Source organism: Pseudodesulfovibrio sp. 5S69 (assembly GCF_037094465.1).
Classification (GTDB): domain Bacteria; phylum Desulfobacterota; class Desulfovibrionia; order Desulfovibrionales; family Desulfovibrionaceae; genus Pseudodesulfovibrio; species Pseudodesulfovibrio methanolicus.
This window is the reverse complement of the sequence record NZ_CP146609.1, coordinates 3241783-3261615: the sequence shown is the minus strand read 5'-3', so window position 1 is coordinate 3261615 and position 19833 is coordinate 3241783. Positions and strand designations below refer to the sequence as shown.

The window sequence follows — 19833 nt, the reverse complement described above, 5'->3', positions numbered from 1 at the left end:
CTACTCCTCGTCCCCGGTAGTGACCTGTTCCGCCAGTTGATCGAAGATGGGCTCCACCAGCTTCCAGCGGGTGTCGATGGTGTTGTCCACCTTGCCGCCCTCGGCCTCGATGACCACGCCGCCCATTTCTATGGAGGCGTCGCCCTTGACGGTCCAGTACTTGAGGGTCGGGTTGCGGTCCTGGATGATCTTGACGAACTCGTCCAGTTCGGCGGCCTCCTCGGGGTGGCAGCGGATCTCGATCCGCCGTTGGGACTCGATGCGTTCCAGAGCCTCGGTCATGAGGACCTTCAGGGCTTCGCCGCGCTTCTCGTCCAGCTCCACCTTGAGGGTCTTTTTCAGGGCCAGGCGGATAAGCCGGACCACGTCCTCCCGCCTGGTCTCGTAAATGTCTTTGCCCTGGGCCCCGATTTGGGCGAACAGGGCCTCGGCCTTTGTCGAGACGTCCTTGATCTGCTGGTCCACGAACTCCTGGGCCTCGGCCATGCCCTGGGCGAATCCCTCGTGCCGGGCCGTGGCGCGCAACGCCTCGGCCTCAAGCTCGGCCAGCATCTTGATCTCCTTGGCCGCCTCGCGGGCCTTTTCGCGCACGCGGGCCAGGTACTCCTCGTTGGTCGAGTCGTCCCAGATGAGCTGGCGCTTGCCCTCCAGCTCCTGGATGGTCATTTCGTCCGGGCCTGGCGTATCCATGCCGACCACGACCTTGCCCGTCATGCGCGGGCGGCGGCCCATGGACTTAGATAAAGACATCGCTGCCACCTCGGCTGATGACGATCTTGCCCTCGTCCTCCAGGCGGCGGACGGTCTTGACGATGGACTGCTGGGCGGCCTCCACCTCGGAGAGTTTCTTGGGCGGCATGATTTCCAGGTCTTCCTTGATCATGGCCGAGGCGCGCTCGGACAGGTTCTTGAAGAATTTTTCGCGCAGGTCCTCGCTGGCGCCCTTGAGGGCCACGGTGAGGTCCTCGTTGGAGACCTCCTTGAGCAGTTCGCGGATGGCGATGTCGTCGATGCCCTTGACGTCCTCGAACACGAACATGAGGTTGCGGATGTCCTCGGCCATCTGGGTGGACTCCTCCTCGATCTCGGACAGGACCTCTTCCTCGGTGTTGCGGTCCACGGCGTTGAGGATTTCGGCCACGGAATTGACGCCGCCGACCTTCTTGCCTTCCTTGCCGCCCATGGCGATGAGCTGGCTCTGCAGGACCTTGTCCACTTCCATGAGCATCTCCTCGGCCACGGCTTCGAGCTTGGCCAGGCGCATGAGCACCTCGGCGCGCACGCCCGCGGGCAGGTTCTGGATGAGCTCCGCGGCCTGGTCCGGGTGCAGGTGGCCCAGGATGAGGGCCAGGGTCTGGGGGTGCTCGTTGCGCAGGATCTGGGCCAGGATGCGCGGGCTGACGTTCTCCAATTCCTGGAACGGCGTGGGGCCGGTGTCCAGGTCCAGGGAATCCATGATGTACTTGGCGGTCTCCGCGTCCAGGGACTGGGTCAGCAGCCGCTTGACCTGTTCCGGTCCGCCCACCAGGAGTTCCGCACCGTAGGCCAGGGCCTCGTTGTACTCCTTGAGCACTTCCAGGACTTCCTCCTTGGGCACGGAGTCGGTTTCGAGCATGGCCTTGGACACGGCGGCGATCTCGTTGCGCTCCATGCGCTTGAACACCTCCGCCGTGAACTTCTCGCCCAGGGCGAGGAGCACGATGGCCGTTTTCTGGGGGCCGGTGAAGTCTGCCATGTCTTACGCCTCCTGGGTAAGCCAGGTTTTGAGCAGGTGGACCGCCTGGTCGAGGTTCTCGTCGGACAGCTGGATGGCGTGGTTCTTGGCGTTCTCGAGCCGCCGGGATGCGTCCAGGGCCTCCTCGTCCATGTCTTCCTCCTCCAGCGCCAGCCGCTCGGAACCGGGCAGTCCGGCCATCTCCTCGATCTCCTGCTCCGCGACACGCGGCCGGATCAGGGCCATGACCACCGGGCGGACGACCAGGATCAGGAAGAGGAAGATCAGCAGCCCGTTCAGGAACGGCTTGCCCAGCCGCTGGGCGTATTCCAGCATGGTCCGCATCAGGGAATCGCCGCTGGCCAACTGCGGTTCGCCGAACGAGATGTTGCTGACCTCGATGGTGTCGCCGCGCGCCGCGTCGAAGCCGACCGCGTTCTCGATCAGGGTGCGGATGCGGTCGATCTCCTGGGTGGTGCGGGGCACGTACACCTGTTGGCCGTTGGCGTCCGTCTGCCACGTCCCATCCACGATAACCGCAACGGTCAGACGTTTCAATTCCCCGACGGGGGCTACGATATTTTCTTCCTGTTTGTCGATCTCGAAGTTGGTGGTCCGGGAGTTGCGGGTGGAGTCCTGGGTGGTCTGGGTGCCGGTGAAGCCGTCGCCGCGGAAGTTGGTATCGGGCGAGTTGCTGGCGCCCAGATTGGCCGCGCCGTTGGTGGTTTCCTCGTTGCGGGTTTCGGAGCGGACGACCGCGCTGTTGGGATCGTAGGTCTCCTTGCGCACGGTGCGCTGGCTGAAATCGAGGTCCGCGTTGACGCGGGCGATGACCTTCTCCGGGCCCACGGCCGGGCCGAGCAGTTCGAGGATGCGGCGTTGCAGCTTGTTCTCCACGTCCGCCTTGTGCTCAAGCTGGGCGTTGGACATGGCCAGGCCGGTGGACGCGTCCTCCGGGGTGTACAGGGGATGCCCCTTCATGTCCGTGACCGTGATGTTCTTGGGTTCGAGCCCCTCCACGGCCATGGACACCAGGTTGACGATGCCCTTGACCTCGTCGGGCTCAAGCTTGCCGTCGCCCTTGAGCTGGAGGACGATGGACGCGGACGGCGCGATCTGGTCCTCGATGAACAGAGACTTCTGCGGGATGACCAGATGCACCCTGGCCTTGTCCACGATGGGAAATTCCGTGATGGTGCGGGCCAGTTCGCCCTGGAGCGCCCGCTGGTAGTTGATGTGCTGGACAAAGTCGGTCTGGCCGATCTGGACCTCGTCGAAAATCTCGAAGCCGATGCCCTGGCCGTGCAGGTTGCCTTCGCCCGCCACCTTGAGGCGCAGCTCGTAGACGCGGTCGGCCGGGACCAGGATGGTCGTGCCGTTGTTTTCGAGCTTGTAGTCCTCTTTCTGGCCCTGGAGCATGGCCACGACCCTGGACGCGTCCTCGGGATAGAGGTTGGTCATCAGGACCCGGTAGTCCGGCTTGTTCATCCAGTAGATCATCAGCGCGAAGGAGATGATCACGGCGGCGGCCAGCCCCCCGATGAGGATACGCTGGGACACGGTGCGGTCGGCCCAGAGCCCTTGCATTTTGGACCAGTATTCGGCGACGAACGGCGGCATCTTCTATTTCTCCAGCTTGCGTTGGCGGTGTGTTCCGTATGCAATGACGCCTAGAAGGGCATCTGCATGATTTCCTTGTACGCGGACATGATCTTGGAGCGGACGGCGCCGGTCATCTGCATGGCCATGCCCGCCTTCTGCATCGAGATCATCAATTCGTGCACGTTCTGGGTCTTGCCGGAGGCGAACTCCTCGATCATCGTCTCCTTGGTCTCCTGGAGGTCGTTGACCTTGACCAGGGAGGACTTGAGGGTGTCCTGGAAGCTCGTGACGGGCGCCTGGGGTTTCTTAAGGCTCTCGGCGACCGTGGAGTCCACCGTGCGGCGGCGGAGGTCCATGGCGTTTTGATAGGCATTGAAGGCGACGCTTTTGACGACCATTTACTCTTCTCCTTTTCCTATTGACCGATGATCAGGGCCTTCTGGAACATCCGCTTGACGCTCTCGATGGTCTGGACGTTGGCCTCGTAGCCGCGCATGGTCTGCATCATGTTGGCCATCTCCTCGACCACGTTGATGTCCGGGTAGAACACGTATCCCTGGTCGTTGGCGTCCGGATGGTTGGGCTCGTAGACCTGTTTGAACGGGCGCTGGTCCTGGGTGACGCCCAGCACCTTGACCCCCTCCAGGTTGCGGTTGAGCTGGTCCTGCATGGCCTGGTCGAAGGGCGAATAGACCGGGGTGGCCTCGAAGGAGACCGACTTGCGCTGGTACGGGCCGCCCGTCTCGGTCTTGGTGGTCCGGATGTTGGCCATGTTCATGGAAATGACGTTCAACTGCGCCCGCTGGGCCGTGAGCCCGGACGCGCCGATGTCGAGTGCGGTCATGAGATCCATTTACTTGCTCCCTTCCTGAATCACCTTGGTCATGCCGTCGAAGCTCTTTTTGATGACCGAGGCCAGGGCGTTGTACATCATGGTGTTCTTGGCGTTGGTGGCCATTTCCTTGTCCAGATTGACCTCGTCCTGGCCGTAGATCTCGCGGCCGCGGAACTCTTGCAGTCCCTGGCCCTTGAACCCGTCGACGTCGAAAGTGGCGGGCAGGTGGTCCTGCTTGGTGCGGGTGAGCTTGCCCAGGGAGTCCTGGTTCAGGGCCGCCTGGAGCTGGTTTTCGAATTCCAGGCGCCGGGCCTTGAAGCCGGGCGTATTCACGTTGGCGATGTTGCCCGTGACGATATTTTGACGTTGCAGGCGAAGGTCCATGACCTTTTCCGTTATGTTGAGGTGATGCTCGAAAAGTCCTCGCATTCCTTGCTCCTCCTTCGTTCGCGTGGCGGTTGGGGGGCCGGCGGGGCATGATTTTCCGCCGGGTCCGCAGGAAACTTAGCAACTCCCGTTCCAAATAAATAACTACTTGAAATCGAAGAGAATTCATGAAAAGCAACCCTTCGGGCGTCAGACTCCCGGCCAGTCACCCCGCTACGGGGCGGGTCGAACCAGGCCAAAAAACAGGGTAGTTTCTTCCACCCGAAGCGGTTCGGAGCCCGGCGGCACGGGCTGCCGTCCATCGGTTGCTGGGCATGAATTGGTTGTTTTACCAATATGTTGGAAGTCTGTCGGCCGGACGCTGAAAGCGGGCATTCCACCCCTTGGCACATTGATTGCTAGATCGGTAGCGGCCGAATCGGCCATGGAGATCTTTTCAGCCCGGCCCTCGGGCAAAGGAGAAATGGAGGGGAACTATGAGTGGTCATCTGGATTACGAAATCAACAAGGAACTCGGCGAATGCTACCTGTTCATGGGTGAGCTGGACAAGGCCGAGGAGTACTACAAGAAGGCTGTCAGCTCCAACGGCGTCCATCCGGACCCGTACCTCGGGCTGGCCACGGTCGCCGTCCAGCGCGGCGATCTGGAAGACGCCGAACTGATGTACCGGAAGGCCCACAAGATCGAGCCTTCGGACAAGAGTCTTTCCGGGATTGCGCTCATCCGCATGGAGAACGGCGACAGGGACCACGCTTTTTCCCTGTTCGTCGAGGCCATCGAGATGAATCCCGAAAACATGGTCGCCCTGTTCAGCCTGATCAGGCTCGGTCATGAACTGGAACGCATCGGCGAAATCATTCCGCACCTCGAGAATTATCTCGAAATCGATCCGGCCAAGCACGAAGTGCGCTACTCTCTGGCCGGTTGCCTCGCCTGCGTCGGGCAGAAGGACGCGGCCGTCAAGGAACTCGAGACGATCCTGGAAAAGGATCCCGAGAACGGCCCGGCCAAGGAAATGCTCGACCAGTTCCGGTCCTGACAACGGTCTCCCCTCCCCGTTGATTTCCCGTCCCGCGGCCCTTGCGGCGGTGGGGCGGGAAATCAGCCTTGAGACCGCCCGGCGGAGCGGCCGCCGCGAACGTGACCATCCCCTCGCGCGGCAGGCTGCGCGGTCTTGCCGTTTTTCCGTGCCGGGCTCCCCGCGTCCCGGTCGGGTCCGTTACTTCCCCACTCTCCAATCGGTTTTCCCCGCAGGTTTTCCAAAGCCCCCCGCAGCGAGGGCCGGGCGCCGCGTCGCGTTTCCCCGCCCGGCGGGCGGTCCGACTAGTTCCCGGTTTTTCGGAGGTTTTTGATTCCGGCTTTGCCGGCGTTATGCACAACTGTGGAAAAAGTAGGGGCAATCGGCCCTCTTTTCGCCGGAAACCGTGGTCTTCCGCGCCTTGCGTTTGCGCCTCAAATCTGGCACAGGCACTCAAAACATCAAGTGAGGTTGCGATGAATCTGTTGCCTGTTAAGAGAGCCATACTATCCGTTACCGACAAAACCGGCTTGGCCGAGTTCGGCAAATTCCTGGTTGATCAGGGGTGCGAGCTGGTGTCCACCGGTGGGACCAAGAAGATGCTGAAGGAAGCGGGGCTGCCCGTCACCTCGGTGTCCGACGTCACCGATTTTCCCGAAATCCTGGGCGGCCGGGTCAAGACCCTGCACCCGCACATCCATGGCGGCATCCTGGCCGACAAGGATGACGAGGCGCACATGGAGACCCTGCGCGATTTCGGCATCGAACCCTTCGACCTGGTCTGCGTCAATCTGTATAATTTCGCCGACGCGGTGGCCAAGGGGTTGGACCTCAAGGCGGCGGTGGAGCAGATCGACATCGGCGGCCCGACCATGCTGCGGGCCACGGCCAAGAACTTCCACTCCATCTGCGTGGTCCCCGATCCGAAGTACTACGAGACCGTGCAAAAGGAGATCGAGGAGCACGGCGGTCTGACCCTGGAATTCCGCAAGGAGATGGCCACCCTGACCTTCAGGCTGACCAGTGAATACGACGCGATGATCACGAAATACCTCAGCGAAAACGACGTCTAGCACACACGGCGGCCTGCGATGGCGGGCCGTCTGCACATTCTTTCGACTTCGCTCAGTCCTCGGAGGCAGGGGTTCGCCGCGCGGCGTCCGGGGGGATTGCCGCGCGGCGCAAGAGGGTGCATAGTCGAATCACTCCGATCGGGGAGTTGGGGCCACTGGTCCCAACTCCCCGATCGACAATGGAATTTCCGAATCTTACCGGCTGCGGTGATCGGCCTCGGGGCCGCCGCAGGCATCTCTTATCCAGGAGCGTCATCATCGCCCAGAAGCCCAAGGGCAACCTGCAAGGGTTGAAGCCCAGCCAGATCAAGCGGTTATCCCGCCTGTACCAGCGTCAGTTCCCTACCGACGGGGCCTACACCAACGAGCAGGCCCGCGAGTTGGCCGAACTCTCAGAGGACACCGGCCGTCAGCTCGGCCTGCTCATCGACCGCCAGGGCAAGGTGGCCATGGTCCTGGTCGGCGACAACCGGTCCATCTACATCCCGGAGCTGCCGCGGGCGCGCATGAGCTCGGGCCGTCTTCGCGGCCTGCGGCTGTTGCACACCCACCTGGCCGAGGAGAGCCTGAGCCAGGAGGACCTTATGGACATGGTCTTCCTGCGGCTCGATTCCGTGGCCGCCCTGACCGTGCGCGAGGGGTTCCCGGTGGCCGTGGAGGCCGCCCACCTGCTGCCGCCCAATCCGGACGAGAAGAGCTACGAGTTGTTCCCGCCCGTGCGCTGGGACCGGTTCGAGCACGACCTGGGAGCCGTCACCACGGCCGTCGAGGACGAGTTCGGCCGTCAGGCCGACGGCCAGGGACTGGGCTCGGACGAGGACCGGGCGCTTTTGGTCAGCGTGGACGAGACCCCGCGCCCGGTGCAGGAGCTTTCCCTGGAGGAGCTGGCCGAACTGGCCGACACCGCCGGGCTGGTTGCGGCCGGGACCATGATTCAGCGGGTGCGCAAACGCAACCCCAAGTTCATCATGGGCAAGGGCAAGTTGGCCGACCTCGAGGTCCGGGCGCTCCAGGCCAACGCCTCGATCATCATCTTCGATCAGGAACTTTCGCCCACCCAGATGCGCAACCTGGCCGAGGTCACCGAGCGCAAGATTCTGGACCGCACCCAGCTCATCCTGGACATCTTCGCCCAGCACGCCACCAGCAAGTCGGGCAAGCTCCAGGTGGAGATGGCCCAGCTCAAGTACACCCTGCCCCGGTTGGTGGGGAAGAACCGGGCCATGTCCCGGCTCATGGGCGGCATCGGCGGGCGCGGGCCCGGCGAGACCAAGCTCGAGATCGACCGCCGCCGCGCCAACGACCGGCTGACCCGGCTCAAGGCCGAACTCAAGCAGGTCCGCAGGCATCGCACCCAGACCCGCGAGCGCCGCGCCAAGGCAGGGTTGCCCATCGTCTCGCTGGTCGGCTACACCAACGCGGGCAAGTCCACGCTGTTGAACACCCTGACCAGCTCCAAGGTCCTGGCCGAGGACAAGCTCTTCGCCACCCTGGACCCGACCAGCCGCCGCATCCGCTTCCCCGAGGAGCGCGAGGTGGTCCTGACCGACACGGTCGGCTTCATCCGCCGGTTGCCGCCGGACCTCAAGGAGGCCTTCCGGGCCACCCTGGAGGAGCTGGACTCCGCCGACCTGCTGGTGCTCGTCTGCGATGCCTCCCACCCGGAGGTGGAGGAGCAGGTGGAGGCAGTCCGCGCCATCCTCGAAGAAATGGAACTGAACGAGATTCCGTCCATCCTGGTCCTGAACAAGTGGGACAGGCTCGACGAGGAAGGGCGCGAAGCCATGGCCCGCGTCTTCCCCGAAGGCATCCCGGCCGTGGCCGTGGACCGGGCCTCCCTGGAGCCGGTGGTCGAGGCCATCCTCGGCAACCTCCCCTGGGAGAAGCAGGGCGCCTGACGCCTTCCCGGCCCATTACTTTCGGCCCGCCCTGCGGCGGGCGCGATAGGCGTCGGCCACAAAGATTAGCGAGACCAACTGCTGGGCCATGAGGATGTAATATCCCTGATTACCCATCAGGGCCGCGCAGCTCAGGTTGCCGAGCATGAACCCGAAGTAGCCCCGCACGTCGTTCTTGGCCGACAGGTAGGTGCCGATCAGGAAACCCGCGGCCACGCACAGTTCGAAGACCTGGGTCAGGGTCGTTATCCCGCCGAAATCATAGAGGCTTGCGGCCAGGCCGAAGACCACCGAGAAACGGGCCAGGCAGTCGAGCCATCTCGGCTCCCGGCCGTGGCCGTGCAGGGCGATGATGAAGCCGATGAGCATGGCCGGGGCGCCGCCCGCCTCCACGGCGGCCGCGATCCAGTTGTGTTCCATGATGAAGACGGCGACCCAGGCGGGCAGCCCGGCCAGGAAGATGCCCCATGACCACAGCCGCCAGGCTTTGTTGGATTCCGGGGTGGCGCTGCGCTCGGCCCGGGAAAAGCATATCTTGTTGAGCAGGTACGAAGACCCGCCCCATATCTGAAGCAGAATATCCATGTGTAACCTCATGTCCGGCGCAGGGCCGGTTAAGGACGTGACAAAAGAATGGGCCTGGGCCCATGGACCTCGAAAGAGGTGGGGGAGCAGGGTCTACTCGCCCGATTTGTCCGTCGGAGGAGGCGATATCATGGGACATTCTCCGCCAAGACTGGCCGCGCAGGCTCCGCCCACATGCTTCCCGTCATAGGAAGTGTCGCTTTCCAGCGGCTCCACGTGGATGGTCACCTCGGCGCGTGGCAACTTGGAGTGGATGAGTTCTTCGATGAGTTCACAGAGCTCATGGGAATCGTGCACGGTCATGGAACCGGGCACCACCAGATGAAAGTCGATGAATCGCTTGGGCCCGGACTTGCGAGTGCGCAGGCCGTGGAAGGACGATTCCGTGCCCGTGTAGCTGTGAATGGCGTTGGCGATGAGTTGCAGTTCGTCTTCGGGCAGGGAGTCATCCATGAGCCCGCCCACGGACCGCTTGAGCAGCCCGACCCCGGTGAAGACGATGTTCACGGCCATGATCACGGCGATGATCGGGTCCAGGAGCTTCCACTGGGGCATGACGATGATCACGGCCAGCCCGGCCACCAGTCCCACCGAGGTCCAGACGTCGGTAAGCAGGTGTTTGGCGTCGGCCTCGAGCGTGATGGAGTCGAACCGGTCGGCCGCACGGAGCATGATCCGGGCGACCAGGAAGTTGATCACCGAGGAGACCAGCGCCAGGAGCAGGCCGGGGCCGAGGTGATGCAGTTCCTGGGGCGAGAGGAAGCGGTCGATGGCCGCGTAGCCGATGCCGAAGGCGGCTACGATGATCAGTACGCCCTCGATACCGCTCGAAAAGTATTCGGCCTTGCCGTGGCCGTACGCATGGTCCGCGTCGGCCGGGCGCAGGGCGATGGTGATGGCGGTCAGGGCGAGCACGCCCGCGGTCAGGTTGACCAGGGATTCGGTGGCGTCGGAGAGCAGGCCGACCGAGCCGGTCATCCCCCAGGCGCCGAACTTCAGCACCAGGGTCAGGATGGACGCCCCGATGGAGTAGACGGCGTAGCGCTTGGGGGAGGCCTTCTGCACGGGACTAGTCCTTTTTGAGCCAGGGGTTTTCCTCGCCGCGTGCCAGGCGACGGATGTTCTCCTTGTGCCGCCAGAACAGGACGAGCATGACCACGACGGCCACGGGGATGAAGGCGAAGTTGCCGGACAGGAGCATGAGCACCGGCAGGGACAGGGCGAAGGTCAGGGAGCCCATGGACACGTGCCCGGTGAGCCAGACCATGAGCAGGCACAGGATGATGCAGATCAGCGCGGGCCAGAAGGCCAGCCCCAGGAACGCGCCCACGGTGGTGGCCACGGCCTTGCCGCCCTTGAAGCCCATGAAGCAGGAAAAGACGTGGCCCAGGATGGCCGCCAGGGCGACCAGGGACAGGGCGAAAGGGGATTCGAGCCAGGAGGCGGCGAAGATCACGGGCAGCAGGCCTTTGAGCACGTCGCAGACCAGGGTGGCGATGCCGTACTTCATGCCGCACAGCCGGGCCACGTTGGTGGCGCCGGTGTTCCTGCTGCCGTCCTTCCTCGGGTCGATGCCGCATGCGGATTTGGCGATGACCAGCCCGAAGGGGATGGAGCCGAGGACATAGGCGAGCAGGGCCCAGAAAATGAAACTCATTGTGATTTCTCCTGATAAATCGCGATTGCTGCGTGATACTACAGATTTTGCGGCATGTTGAAAAGTACGCTTATTCTTCCAGGGCTTCGCCGAGGCGTATTTCGTTGGTCAGCGGGTCGATACGCGAGAAGTTGATCTGGAAGCGCTGGCCCGGATAGAGCTTGTCGCCGAGCATTTTTTTGGGGGCGCGCACGTTGACCTGGAGGTGGGGCATGGCCAGGGTGGCCATGGGCCCGGCCTCGTCCACCAGCACGGCGGGCTGGAACTCGCGCCGCCGCTTGGCGAGATAGACCAGCTTCCAGTACCGGGGCCGGAACCGCTGCACCGCACCGACCGCCTGGATGCGCATGTTCAGGTGGGTGATGAGCTGGTCCAGCTCATCGCGGTCGAGCCTCGGCTCGCCCGATGCCAGGAAGGCGCAGACCTGGGCCATGTTGATGAAATCGGTGTAGCGCCGAAGCGGCGAGGTGATGGGCGCGTAGGCCGAAACGCCCAGGGCCGCGTGCCGCTTGGGCGCGGTCTCCAGGGTCGGGGGCAGGAGCAATTTGACCGAGCGCAGGATCTCGGCAGGCTCGGTGAAAATGCCGGCGGCCTCCTGGGGCAGGGCGATGTCCTGGGTGCGGTGGAGCAGGGGCACGCCGTTGTCCCGCGCCCACAGGGCCAGACCCGAGTTGGCCAGGATCATGAATTCGCTGATGATCAGCTCCGAGAGCGGGCTGGGCGTCTTCAGATCTATGTTGACCGATGTCTGCGCGCCGCTCCCGGTGAGGGTGACGACGGGCTCGGGCTTGCGGATGACGCAGGCGCCCGAGGCCAGCCGCCGTTCCAGGAGGTGGGTGGCCAGGTCGTGGGCCAGCATCAGGGATTCGTCGCTCCGCTCCCGGATGGCCCGGTCCGCGTCCTCGTAGGTGGTGTTGGCCTTGACCCGGACCCAGGCCGTGCGCGGTTCGACCTTCTCCAGGGCGCCGTCGGCCGCCAGGAAAAAGTCCGTGACCAGGGCCGGGCGCGCCTCCCCGGCAAGCAGGGAGTACAGCCCGGTGCCGAGCCGCTCGGGCATCATGTGGCTGGTGCCCTCGGGCAGGTACAGGCTGGTGGCCCGGTGCAGGACCGCCTTGTCCAGGGCCGATCCGAAGGTCCAGTGGGCCTCGGGCCGGGCCAGGACGATGGAGAGCCGATACCCCGTGCCGTGTTTTTCGATGCGGAAGGCGTCGTCGATGTCCCGGGTGGTGCTGGCGTCTATGGAAACCGCATCCTCGATCTCCGGCGTCTGAGCCTGATTGGAAAAGCCCTTTTCTATCTCTTTTATTTCACTGGAAAAGGATTGGGACCATGCGTCGTCCCAGGCGTATTCGGCCTCATCCAGGCGGTAGTTGTGGTGGGCCGGCAACACCCCCCAGGCCTGGGCCAGGAGCAGGGCCAGGTGCGGAACGTCGGGCAGCCCCTTGGAGATGGCCGTCCATATCTTGCGGTCGGTTTCGTCCAGGGTCTCGCCGACCTTGCCCTTGAGAATGCGCTCCAGCCCGTCGGCCAGTTCCGGGTCCAGATCGGGCAGGCGCGGCTTGCGTCCCTGATTGTGGGCGTCCCAGAGGTCCTTGAGCAGGATCTGGCCGGCACTGGTGATGGCCTCCCGCTCCTTTTCCTCGGCCTGTTGCCGGAGCTTTTGCTCGACCTTTTCGGCCGGCCATATTTCGAAGACCGGCGGGCGGAACTTGAAGTGGGTCTTGGCCTGGAGCATGGCCCGGCCCAGCGCGGCCAGCCGGTCCTCGTCCCACTCCTCCCAGAGCAGGTCGGCGAACCAGTTCAGGGGCGCGGATTCCACCTCGCCCTGGGACAGTTCCCAAAGTTCCATGACGTCCAGTCCGGCCTGGATTTCGCCGCGCGCTTCCTGGCGTTCGTTGAGGATGTTCTGGATGTCCTGTCGCGAGGCGTCGGCGGACAGCACCGGGCCGTGCCACGGCAGCAGCCGGGCGGCGGGCAGCTTCATCTCGCGCTTGTTGATGGTCAGCAGGCGGAGCTTGCCGGACGATTCCTCAAGCACCCAGGCGAGCTGCGGCTGGTCGCCGTGCATGAATTCCACCACCGTTCCGGGGCGGACCGTGGGGCCGAGCGGGGTTGTTTTAGCCATGTATCAGTCGATTCTTTTTCGTTGCGCTAAGGGTTCGGTTAGCATGAAACGGTTGTCAGTGTAAGTCCGTGCGCGTATGGGAGATGCATGCAGATGGATTTTCTGGAACTCATCGGCCTTGCGGCCGGTTGCTGCACCACGGCGGCGTTTTTTCCGCAGGTCCTGCACACCTGGCGGACCCGCTCCGTGGCGGACCTGTCCCTGCGCATGTACCTGCTGTTCACCCTGGGGGTCGTGCTCTGGCTGGTCTACGGCATCCGTATCGGTTCCCTGGCCGTGACCCTGGCCAACGCCGTCACGCTGGTCCTGGCCGCGTCCATTCTGGTCATGAAACTCGTCTACGACAAGTCCCCCCGCAAGGGGAGCGGCCGCCGTTCCAAATAAAAGGGCTCGCCGAACTCCTGCCCGGCGAAGCCCACTTTCCTTCGTTCGTCCCGGACTAGTGCTTGAAGGAGCGCTGGCCGGTGAAGACCATGGCCACCTGCGGCTCGGCCTCGTTGACCGCCTGGATGACCTCGAAATCGCGGATGGAGCCGCCGGGCTGGGCGATGGCGGTCACGCCCTGGTCGATGCACAGGTCCACGCCGTCGCGGAACGGGAAGAAGCCGTCCGAGACGACCACGGAGCCGGGCAGGCCGCCGCGCGCCGCTTCGGTGCGCTTCTCGATGTCGGCCAGCTTCTCCTTCATCTCCGGGTCCTTGATGGCCGCCAGCTTGAGCTCGAACAGGGACTTGCCCAGTTCCTTGGAGGACAGCAGGTCCGCGTACTTGATGTACGCCTTGGTCACGGCCAGGAGCACGCAGCCCACGCGGTCCTGTTCGCCGGTGCCGATGGCGGTGGTCACGCCGTCGCGGGCAAAGATCACGGAGTTGGAGGTCACGCCGGCCTCGACGGCCCAGGCGAAGAGCAAATCGTCCGCCTCCTGCTTGGAGGGCGCGCGGGCCACGAAGGCGTTGCCGTCCTTCTCGGCTTCGGCCGCGATGAAGTCCTCGGTGGAGAGGATGGCGTTGCGGAAGGAAAACTGCACGACCATGCCGCCGTCGGATAGGGACTTGATGTCCAGGAACGGCGTCCGGGACAGCGATTCCAGCTCGGTGATGCCGGGAATCTCCAGGATGCGCAGGTTCTTTTTCTTTTTCAGCACGGCCAGGGCGTCGGCATCGAACTCCGGCGCGGCCACGACCTCGAAATACACGGAGTTGATCAGTTCGGCGGTGGCCAGGTCAAGCTTGCGGTTGACCACCACGGCCCCGCCGAAGGCGGCGATGCGGTCGGCCTCGAAGGCCCGCTTCAGGGCCACGGCCACGCCTTTGTCGGTCCAGGCGGCCCCGCAGGGGTTGTTGTGCTTGAGGATGAGCGCGGCCGGTTTGGCGGACAGGTACTGCAAGATGTTCAGGGCGTTGTCCACGTCGGTCAGGTTGGTCTTGCCGGGGTGCTTGCCCGCCTGGAGCATATGCTCCTCGGTCAGGGCGGAGACGAGCCCCTGGCCCGCGCCGATGAACTTCACGCCGCCGACTTCGAGCTGCCCCTCGGCCAGCTCGTAGAGCGCGGCGGGCTGGTCCGGGTTCTCGCCGTAGCGCAACCCCTTGGTCTCGCCGTCGATCTCCCAGGTCCGTTTCCTGAAGACCAGTTCCTGGTCGCCCAGGGTCAGCTTCATGTCCGCAGGGAACGGGTCCTGCTGCAAGGTGTGGTACATCTTCTTCAAATCGCTCATCGCTTGGACTCCGTGTTGTTGCCGTGTGAGGTGGCGGTCATAACACACCTTCCACAGGCGGGCAATGATTGGGGCCCGGCCCGGCCCGGTATTCAAGCATTCGTTTGAAATATCCGATGAATAATAATTGTTCTAACGCGATTCCGGCGTATTGTTGGATCAGGTGGAACCTCTCAGAAGGAATCGGGTTCGCCGCCCGCTGTTGCGGTTGCATTTGAAATTTCCAGCGTACGGGAGGAATTATGCATGCATTCAACTTCAAGGACTGGGGTCTGCAGACCAAGATCCTCAGTTTTTTCCTGGCCATCGTTGTCCTGATTCTGGCCGGTCTGCTCGGATACTTCCTGCCTGTCGTAGGTAATTCCCTCATGCAGGAAAAGCGCGTGGCCACCCAGAGCGTGGTCGAGGTGGCCTACGGGGTGATCGAGTCCTGGGCCGCCAAGGCCGGAGCCGGGAGCATGACCACGGAGGCGGCGCAGGAGGCCGCCAAGGCGGAACTCGCGACCCTGCGCTACAAGGGCGGGGAATATTTCTGGGTCAACGACCTCCACCAGGTCATCGTGGTCCACGGGGTCAAGCCGGAACTCAACGGCAAGGACCTGACGGACATGAAGGATCCCCACGGCGTCTATATATTCCAGGAAATGGTCAAGGTGGCCAAGACCAAGGACCAGGGATTCGTCAACTACATGTGGCCCAAGCCCGGCTCGGACCAGCCCGTGCCCAAGGTCTCCTTCGTCAAGTTGTACAAGCCCTGGGGCTGGGTCGTGGGCTCGGGCATCTACGTGGATGACGTGCAAGCCCAGGTCTCCTCCCTGCGCTGGCAGATTCTCATTCCCACCGTGGTCGGCATGGGACTCATGATCCTCATTGTCTTCTGGGTGCTGCGCGGCATCATCCGGCCTTTGCGCGAGGCCGTGGCCGTGTCCAACGCCATGGCCGAGGGCGACCTGACCGTGGACATCGTGTCCCGGAGCAGGGACGAGGTCGGCCAGTTGACCGAGGCCATGTCCAACATGCTGCAGGCCCTGCGCAACGTGGTCTCCGAGGTCAGCCTGGCCTCGGAACAGGTCACCTCGGGCAGCGAGGAGCTGGCCTCCTCGGCCATCGACCTGTCCCACGGCGCCACCGAGCAGGCCTCGGCCGTGGAGGAGGTCTCGGCCGCCATGGAGGAGATGACCTCGTCCATCGGCCAGAACGCGGAGAACGCCCAGACCACCAACACCATGACCAACAAGGCGGCCCGCGACACCGAGTCCGGCGGCAAGGCCGTGACCAAGACCGTGGGGGCCATGAAGCAGATAGCCGAGAAGATCTCGATCATTGAGGAGATCGCCCGCCAGACCAACCTGCTGGCGCTCAACGCGGCCATCGAGGCGGCCCGCGCCGGCGAGCACGGCAAGGGCTTTGCCGTGGTCGCCGCCGAGGTCCGCAAGCTGGCCGAACGCAGCGGCGCGTCCGCGGCCGAGATCAGCGAATTGTCTTCGTCCAGCGTCGAGGTGGCCGAAGAGGCCGGGACCCTGCTGGCCCAGATCGTGCCGGACATCCAGAAGACGGCCGAGCTGGTCCAGGAGATATCCGCCGCCACCAACGAGCAGAACGCGGGCGGCTCCCAGGTCAACGCGGCCATCCAGGACATGGACAAGGTCATCCAGCAGAACGCGGCCGCTTCCGAGGAAGTGGCCTCCACGGCGGAGGAACTCTCGTCCCAGGCCGTGCAGTTGCAGAAGATCGTCAGCTTCTTCAAGCTCGGCGGGAGGGCCTATGTCCCGGCCGCCAACAAGGTCAAGGTGTCCAAGCCCAAGGCCAAGGCGATCGGCGGGGGCGCGCTCAAGCCGGTGGCCGGGCCTCCGTCCGGCGGGATGGACCTGGAAATGGGCGACATGGACGACGGCGACTTCGAACGCTTCTGACGGTAACGACGCCCCAGGCGAACGATACGGCCGCCCGGTTTTCCGGGCGGCCTTTTTTGTCCGGGACGGACCGCGATTTTGCCTTGGCGGGGGCGCTCAATATTTGCTATGCAAAGAATCCCGGCGTGCGTTTTTTCATCAATCAAGGAACACCGATGTCAGAAAGCTACATGGAAAAGGCGCTCTTGAAGCTCGCCCGTCAGATCAATGCCTACGACGAGGCCTCGCTCATGAGCCTTTGGGAAAAATACGCGGAAAAGGTCCGTCATTTCGAGCCCACCAAACGGTGGGAGGAATCGGTCCTGGTGTTCAATCTCATCCAGTCCACCCGCCTCAAGAACCAGCTTTTCAACTACAACTGGGCGCAGTCCCGCCAGCCCGGCGACGGGCCGGTGGAGATCGACCTGGCCGCCCTGACCGCGCCGGAGAAGCCTTCCGGGCCGGTGAACGGAGACCTCGCCGACCGGGATGCGGATCACGGGGCCGGGCCGGACAAGAAAGACCGCCGCGGCAAATTGCTCACCCTGACGCCCAAGAACGGCAAGTAGCCGCCGCACCGGCCGGTTGACATAGGCACCCGTTTATATTTACGGAACATAACCGTTTGTGCGCGCATCCCCGGCCGGGGGCCGCAATTCCGGTATTTCAAGGAGCTAACAATGTCCAATATGGTGGTTTTCGGTTCCCAGTGGGGAGACGAAGGTAAAGGCAAGGTCGTCGATATGCTGGCCGAGAAGGCGGACGCCATCGTCCGTTTCCAGGGTGGCAACAACGCGGGGCATACCCTGGTGGTCGACGGCGAGCAGTGCATCCTGCACCTGATTCCCTCCGGCATCCTGCACCCCGGAAAGCAGTGCCTCATCGGCAACGGCGTGGTCCTGGACCCGTTCGTGTTCTGCGAGGAGCTGGACAAGCTCGCCGCCAAGGGCGTGGACGTGGCCCCCTCCCGGGTGATGATCAGCAAGAAAACCCACGTGATCATGCCGTACCACTGTCTCATGGACGCGGCCCGCGAGTCCGCCAAGTCCGCCGACGGCAAGATCGGCACCACCGGGCGCGGCATCGGCCCGTGCTACGAGGACAAGATGAACCGCTGCGGCATCCGCGCCGGCGATTTCGCCGATCCGGAATTGCTCAAGGACAAGATCGCCAAGGCCCTGGAAGAAAAGAACGTGCTTTTCCAGCACCTGTACGGGGCCGAGCCCGTGGACGCCCAAGCCGTCTTCGACAAGGTCATGCCCGTGGCCGAGCGGCTGGTGCCGTACCTCGGCGACGTGTCCTCGGCCATCCAGGCCGCGGACTGCGTCCTGTTCGAGGGCGCCCAGGGCACGCACCTGGATATCGACCACGGCACCTATCCCTTCGTGACCTCCTCCAACACGGTCACGGCCAACGCGGCCTCGGGCTCCGGCTGTTCGCCGCGCGAGCTCGACCGGATCATCGCCATCGTCAAGGCGTACACCACCCGCGTGGGCAGCGGCCCGTTCCCCACGGAGCTGCTGGACGCGGACGGTGACTACCTCCAGTCCCACGGCCACGAGTTCGGCGCCACCACCGGGCGCAAGCGGCGCTGCGGCTGGCTCGACCTGGTGGTCCTCAAGGAATCCGCCCGGCTGAACGGACCCACCGAGTTGGCCATTACCAAGCTCGACGTTCTGTCCGGCCTCAAGGAAGTGAAGCTCTGCGTGGGCTACGAGTACAAGGGCGAGACCATCGCCTACCCGCCCCAGGAACAGAACGGCATGGCCTACGTCACGCCCGTGTACGAGACCCTGCCCGGCTGGGACGAGGATATCTCCGGCGCGCGCAGTTGGGACGACCTGCCCGGGAACGCGGTCAACTATCTCAAGCGCGTCGAGGAGATCTCCGGCGTCAAGATCGGCATCGTCTCGGTCGGACCGGACCGGGTACAGACCTTTTAGGGAGTGGCGGGCATGACGCTGCACGACGATCCGCTGGCCGCCCTGGTTGGGCAGGAGCACGCGGTCCGGCGGCTCAACGCCATCGCCCACGACCCGCCCCAATCCATCGTCATCGAGGGGGGCGACGCGGAATCCCGCGTCGCCCTCGCCCTGTATTGGGCCATGCGTCTGAACTGCGCGTCCGGTTCCGTGCCTGCGGCCAGTGCCCGGCGTGCAGGCAGATCGCGGACCTGGCCTTCAACGACCTGTTGTTCTTCGACGGCCGCGAGGGGTTGATCAAGGTGGACTCCGTGCGCGAGAAGCGCTCCACCTGGGGCCAGCCGCCCAACGGCGACGGCTACCGCGTGTCCATCTTCGCCGAGGCCCAGATGTTCATGACCGAGGCGGCCAACGCCCTGCTGAAGTCCCTGGAGGAGCCGAGGCCCGGCAACGTCTTCGTCCTGGCCGCGCCCCAGCGCGAGCGGCTCCTGGAGACCCTGGTCTCCCGCTCCTGGGTGGTCACCCTGTCCTGGCCGGATGTGCGCGTGAACCCGCCCGAGGTGACCGAATGGACCACGGCCCTGGTCCATTTCTGGCAGACCGGGCGGGGCTGGTTCGAGCGCACCCAGGTGCGCGGCGCGGTGGACCGCAACCTGGCCATGGACGTGGTCGTCGGCATGCAGCGCGAGCTGCGCGAAGCCATGTCCGGCGCCTGCTCCACGCCCCTTTCGGCGGGCATGGCCAAGGCCTACGGCCCGGCCGACCTGCGGCGCATCGGCCTGGTTCTCGAACAGGCCCAGGACGCCCTGAACACCCAGATCCCGGTCAACCCGACCATGGTTCTCGACTGGGTCGCCACCCGGATGGCGTAGGTCTTGCGCATCGTCGAGTACTCCGGGCACGACGCCGACGCCATCGTCGAACTCATCACCCATATCCAGATCGCGGAATTCGGCGTGGCCACCTCGGCCGCGAAGCAGCCGGACCTGCGCGACATCCCGGACTACTACCAATACGGCGCGGGCGATTTCTGGCTCGCCTTCGAGGGCGACGAGCTCATCGGGACCATCGCGCTGAAGGATGTGGGCGGCGGGGTCTGCGCCCTGCGCAAGATGTTCGTCAAGAAGGCGTACCGGGGCAGGGAACGCGGCGTGGGCGCGAAGCTCATGCGAACCCTGCTCGACCGGGCCAGGGCCCGCGGGGTGCGTGAGATATTTCTCGGTACCGTGGACGTGTACCACGCGGCGCATCGCTTCTATGAGAAATCCGGCTTCACGGAGGTGGGCCGGGCCGAGGTCCCGGATACGGTTCCGCTAATGGACGTGGACGTCAAATACTACCGCTACCGTTTTTAGCGCGGCATGGCCGTGGCAACGGAAAACGCCCGGATCGGAGAACCGATCCGGGCGT

20 protein-coding genes are annotated in these 19833 nt (G+C 64.2%); 9 read left to right on the top strand and 11 right to left on the bottom strand.

The features are described from left to right. The 6 genes from V8V93_RS15560 to flgB are packed head-to-tail and all read right to left on the bottom strand — an operon-like array spanning position 1 to position 4580. Complete coding sequence (locus V8V93_RS15560; protein WP_338667519.1) at positions 1-750, bottom strand: FliH/SctL family protein; 750 nt, start codon at positions 748-750, stop codon at positions 1-3. Next, positions 737-1735: a flagellar motor switch protein FliG gene (gene fliG, locus V8V93_RS15555; protein ID WP_338667518.1), complete on the bottom strand. Its 999-nt coding sequence runs from the start codon at positions 1733-1735 to the stop codon at positions 737-739. Before fliG ends, V8V93_RS15560 begins: the two co-directional genes overlap by 14 nt. Positions 1736-1738: 3 nt before the next feature. After that, positions 1739-3334 (bottom strand): flagellar basal-body MS-ring/collar protein FliF, encoded by a 1596-nt coding sequence (gene fliF / locus V8V93_RS15550; RefSeq protein ID WP_338667517.1) that lies wholly within the window; start codon positions 3332-3334, stop codon positions 1739-1741. 50 nt (positions 3335-3384) lie between these two features. Further along, positions 3385-3714, bottom strand: coding sequence for a flagellar hook-basal body complex protein FliE (gene fliE, locus V8V93_RS15545; protein WP_338667516.1), 330 nt, complete (start codon positions 3712-3714; stop codon positions 3385-3387). Between the two features lie 17 nt (positions 3715-3731). Further along, on the bottom strand, positions 3732-4169 hold the full coding sequence (flgC, locus tag V8V93_RS15540) for a flagellar basal body rod protein FlgC (protein ID WP_338667515.1): 438 nt from the start codon (positions 4167-4169) through the stop codon (positions 3732-3734). Next, positions 4170-4580: a flagellar basal body rod protein FlgB gene (gene flgB, locus V8V93_RS15535; protein WP_338667514.1), complete on the bottom strand. Its 411-nt coding sequence runs from the start codon at positions 4578-4580 to the stop codon at positions 4170-4172. A 434-nt stretch (positions 4581-5014) separates the two neighbouring features. On the opposite strand from flgB, the gene V8V93_RS15530 reads away from it, so the two are divergent. The 3 genes from V8V93_RS15530 (at position 5015) to hflX (ending at position 8528) form a co-directional block, all read left to right on the top strand. Then, positions 5015-5578 carry a tetratricopeptide repeat protein gene (locus V8V93_RS15530; RefSeq protein ID WP_338667513.1) on the top strand — a complete coding sequence of 188 codons (564 nt, stop codon included), beginning with the start codon at positions 5015-5017 and terminating at the stop codon, positions 5576-5578. 455 nt (positions 5579-6033) lie between these two features. Next, positions 6034-6630 (top strand): IMP cyclohydrolase, encoded by a 597-nt coding sequence (locus V8V93_RS15525; RefSeq protein ID WP_338667512.1) that lies wholly within the window; start codon positions 6034-6036, stop codon positions 6628-6630. Between the two features lie 179 nt (positions 6631-6809). Next, the gene (gene hflX, locus V8V93_RS15520; protein ID WP_338667511.1) at positions 6810-8528 is read left to right on the top strand and encodes a GTPase HflX; all 1719 of its coding nucleotides are present in this window, start codon (positions 6810-6812) and stop codon (positions 8526-8528) included. A 15-nt stretch (positions 8529-8543) separates the two neighbouring features. On the opposite strand, the gene V8V93_RS15515 is transcribed toward hflX, so the two are convergent. From V8V93_RS15515 to V8V93_RS15500, 4 genes are all read right to left on the bottom strand, one after another. Then, positions 8544-9113: a hypothetical protein gene (locus tag V8V93_RS15515; RefSeq protein WP_338667510.1), complete on the bottom strand. Its 570-nt coding sequence runs from the start codon at positions 9111-9113 to the stop codon at positions 8544-8546. A 93-nt stretch (positions 9114-9206) separates the two neighbouring features. Next, a complete protein-coding gene (locus tag V8V93_RS15510; RefSeq protein ID WP_338667509.1) occupies positions 9207-10178 on the bottom strand; it encodes a cation diffusion facilitator family transporter in 972 nt (323 codons plus the stop codon). Positions 10179-10182: 4 nt separating this feature from the next. Next, complete coding sequence (gene plsY, locus V8V93_RS15505; protein ID WP_338667508.1) at positions 10183-10770, bottom strand: glycerol-3-phosphate 1-O-acyltransferase PlsY; 588 nt, start codon at positions 10768-10770, stop codon at positions 10183-10185. A 70-nt stretch (positions 10771-10840) separates the two neighbouring features. After that, complete coding sequence (locus tag V8V93_RS15500; RefSeq protein ID WP_338667507.1) at positions 10841-12895, bottom strand: ribonuclease catalytic domain-containing protein; 2055 nt, start codon at positions 12893-12895, stop codon at positions 10841-10843. An 87-nt stretch (positions 12896-12982) separates the two neighbouring features. Here V8V93_RS15500 and V8V93_RS15495 point away from each other — a divergent pair, with 87 nt between their 5' ends. Next, on the top strand, positions 12983-13279 hold the full coding sequence (locus V8V93_RS15495) for a SemiSWEET family sugar transporter (RefSeq protein ID WP_338667506.1): 297 nt from the start codon (positions 12983-12985) through the stop codon (positions 13277-13279). Positions 13280-13334: 55 nt separating this feature from the next. Here the strand turns inward: V8V93_RS15495 and V8V93_RS15490 are convergent, their stop codons facing one another. Further along, entirely contained in the window at positions 13335-14609 is a 1275-nt protein-coding gene (locus tag V8V93_RS15490) for an IMP cyclohydrolase (protein WP_338667505.1), read from the bottom strand. A 242-nt stretch (positions 14610-14851) separates the two neighbouring features. On the opposite strand from V8V93_RS15490, the gene V8V93_RS15485 reads away from it, so the two are divergent. From V8V93_RS15485 to V8V93_RS15465, 5 genes are all read left to right on the top strand, one after another. Beyond that, positions 14852-16522, top strand: a complete 1671-nt coding sequence (locus tag V8V93_RS15485) for a methyl-accepting chemotaxis protein (protein WP_338667504.1) — start codon at positions 14852-14854, stop codon at positions 16520-16522. Between the two features lie 155 nt (positions 16523-16677). After that, positions 16678-17070: a hypothetical protein gene (locus tag V8V93_RS15480; RefSeq protein WP_338667503.1), complete on the top strand. Its 393-nt coding sequence runs from the start codon at positions 16678-16680 to the stop codon at positions 17068-17070. A gap of 111 nt (positions 17071-17181) precedes the next feature. Beyond that, positions 17182-18444, top strand: coding sequence for an adenylosuccinate synthase (locus tag V8V93_RS15475; protein ID WP_338667502.1), 1263 nt, complete (start codon positions 17182-17184; stop codon positions 18442-18444). A 155-nt stretch (positions 18445-18599) separates the two neighbouring features. Then, on the top strand, positions 18600-19295 hold the full coding sequence (locus V8V93_RS15470; protein WP_338667501.1) for a DNA polymerase III subunit delta': 696 nt from the start codon (positions 18600-18602) through the stop codon (positions 19293-19295). Between the two features lie 3 nt (positions 19296-19298). Continuing rightward, positions 19299-19778 carry a GNAT family N-acetyltransferase gene (locus V8V93_RS15465; protein ID WP_338667500.1) on the top strand — a complete coding sequence of 160 codons (480 nt, stop codon included), beginning with the start codon at positions 19299-19301 and terminating at the stop codon, positions 19776-19778. The last annotated feature ends 55 nt before the right edge of the window (positions 19779-19833 follow it).

Coding starts and splice junctions, on each gene's coding strand:
- V8V93_RS15560 (WP_338667519.1), bottom strand. CDS start 750: ATGTCTTTATCTAAGTCCATGGGCCGCCGCCCGCGCATGACGGGCAAG.
- fliG (WP_338667518.1), bottom strand. CDS start 1,735: ATGGCAGACTTCACCGGCCCCCAGAAAACGGCCATCGTGCTCCTCGCC.
- fliF (WP_338667517.1), bottom strand. CDS start 3,334: ATGCCGCCGTTCGTCGCCGAATACTGGTCCAAAATGCAAGGGCTCTGG.
- fliE (WP_338667516.1), bottom strand. CDS start 3,714: ATGGTCGTCAAAAGCGTCGCCTTCAATGCCTATCAAAACGCCATGGAC.
- flgC (WP_338667515.1), bottom strand. CDS start 4,169: ATGGATCTCATGACCGCACTCGACATCGGCGCGTCCGGGCTCACGGCC.
- flgB (WP_338667514.1), bottom strand. CDS start 4,580: ATGCGAGGACTTTTCGAGCATCACCTCAACATAACGGAAAAGGTCATG.
- V8V93_RS15530 (WP_338667513.1), top strand. CDS start 5,015: ATGAGTGGTCATCTGGATTACGAAATCAACAAGGAACTCGGCGAATGC.
- V8V93_RS15525 (WP_338667512.1), top strand. CDS start 6,034: ATGAATCTGTTGCCTGTTAAGAGAGCCATACTATCCGTTACCGACAAA.
- hflX (WP_338667511.1), top strand. CDS start 6,810: ATGGAATTTCCGAATCTTACCGGCTGCGGTGATCGGCCTCGGGGCCGC.
- V8V93_RS15515 (WP_338667510.1), bottom strand. CDS start 9,113: ATGGATATTCTGCTTCAGATATGGGGCGGGTCTTCGTACCTGCTCAAC.
- plsY (WP_338667508.1), bottom strand. CDS start 10,770: ATGAGTTTCATTTTCTGGGCCCTGCTCGCCTATGTCCTCGGCTCCATC.
- V8V93_RS15500 (WP_338667507.1), bottom strand. CDS start 12,895: ATGGCTAAAACAACCCCGCTCGGCCCCACGGTCCGCCCCGGAACGGTG.
- V8V93_RS15495 (WP_338667506.1), top strand. CDS start 12,983: ATGCAGATGGATTTTCTGGAACTCATCGGCCTTGCGGCCGGTTGCTGC.
- V8V93_RS15490 (WP_338667505.1), bottom strand. CDS start 14,609: ATGAGCGATTTGAAGAAGATGTACCACACCTTGCAGCAGGACCCGTTC.
- V8V93_RS15485 (WP_338667504.1), top strand. CDS start 14,852: ATGCATGCATTCAACTTCAAGGACTGGGGTCTGCAGACCAAGATCCTC.
- V8V93_RS15480 (WP_338667503.1), top strand. CDS start 16,678: ATGTCAGAAAGCTACATGGAAAAGGCGCTCTTGAAGCTCGCCCGTCAG.
- V8V93_RS15475 (WP_338667502.1), top strand. CDS start 17,182: ATGTCCAATATGGTGGTTTTCGGTTCCCAGTGGGGAGACGAAGGTAAA.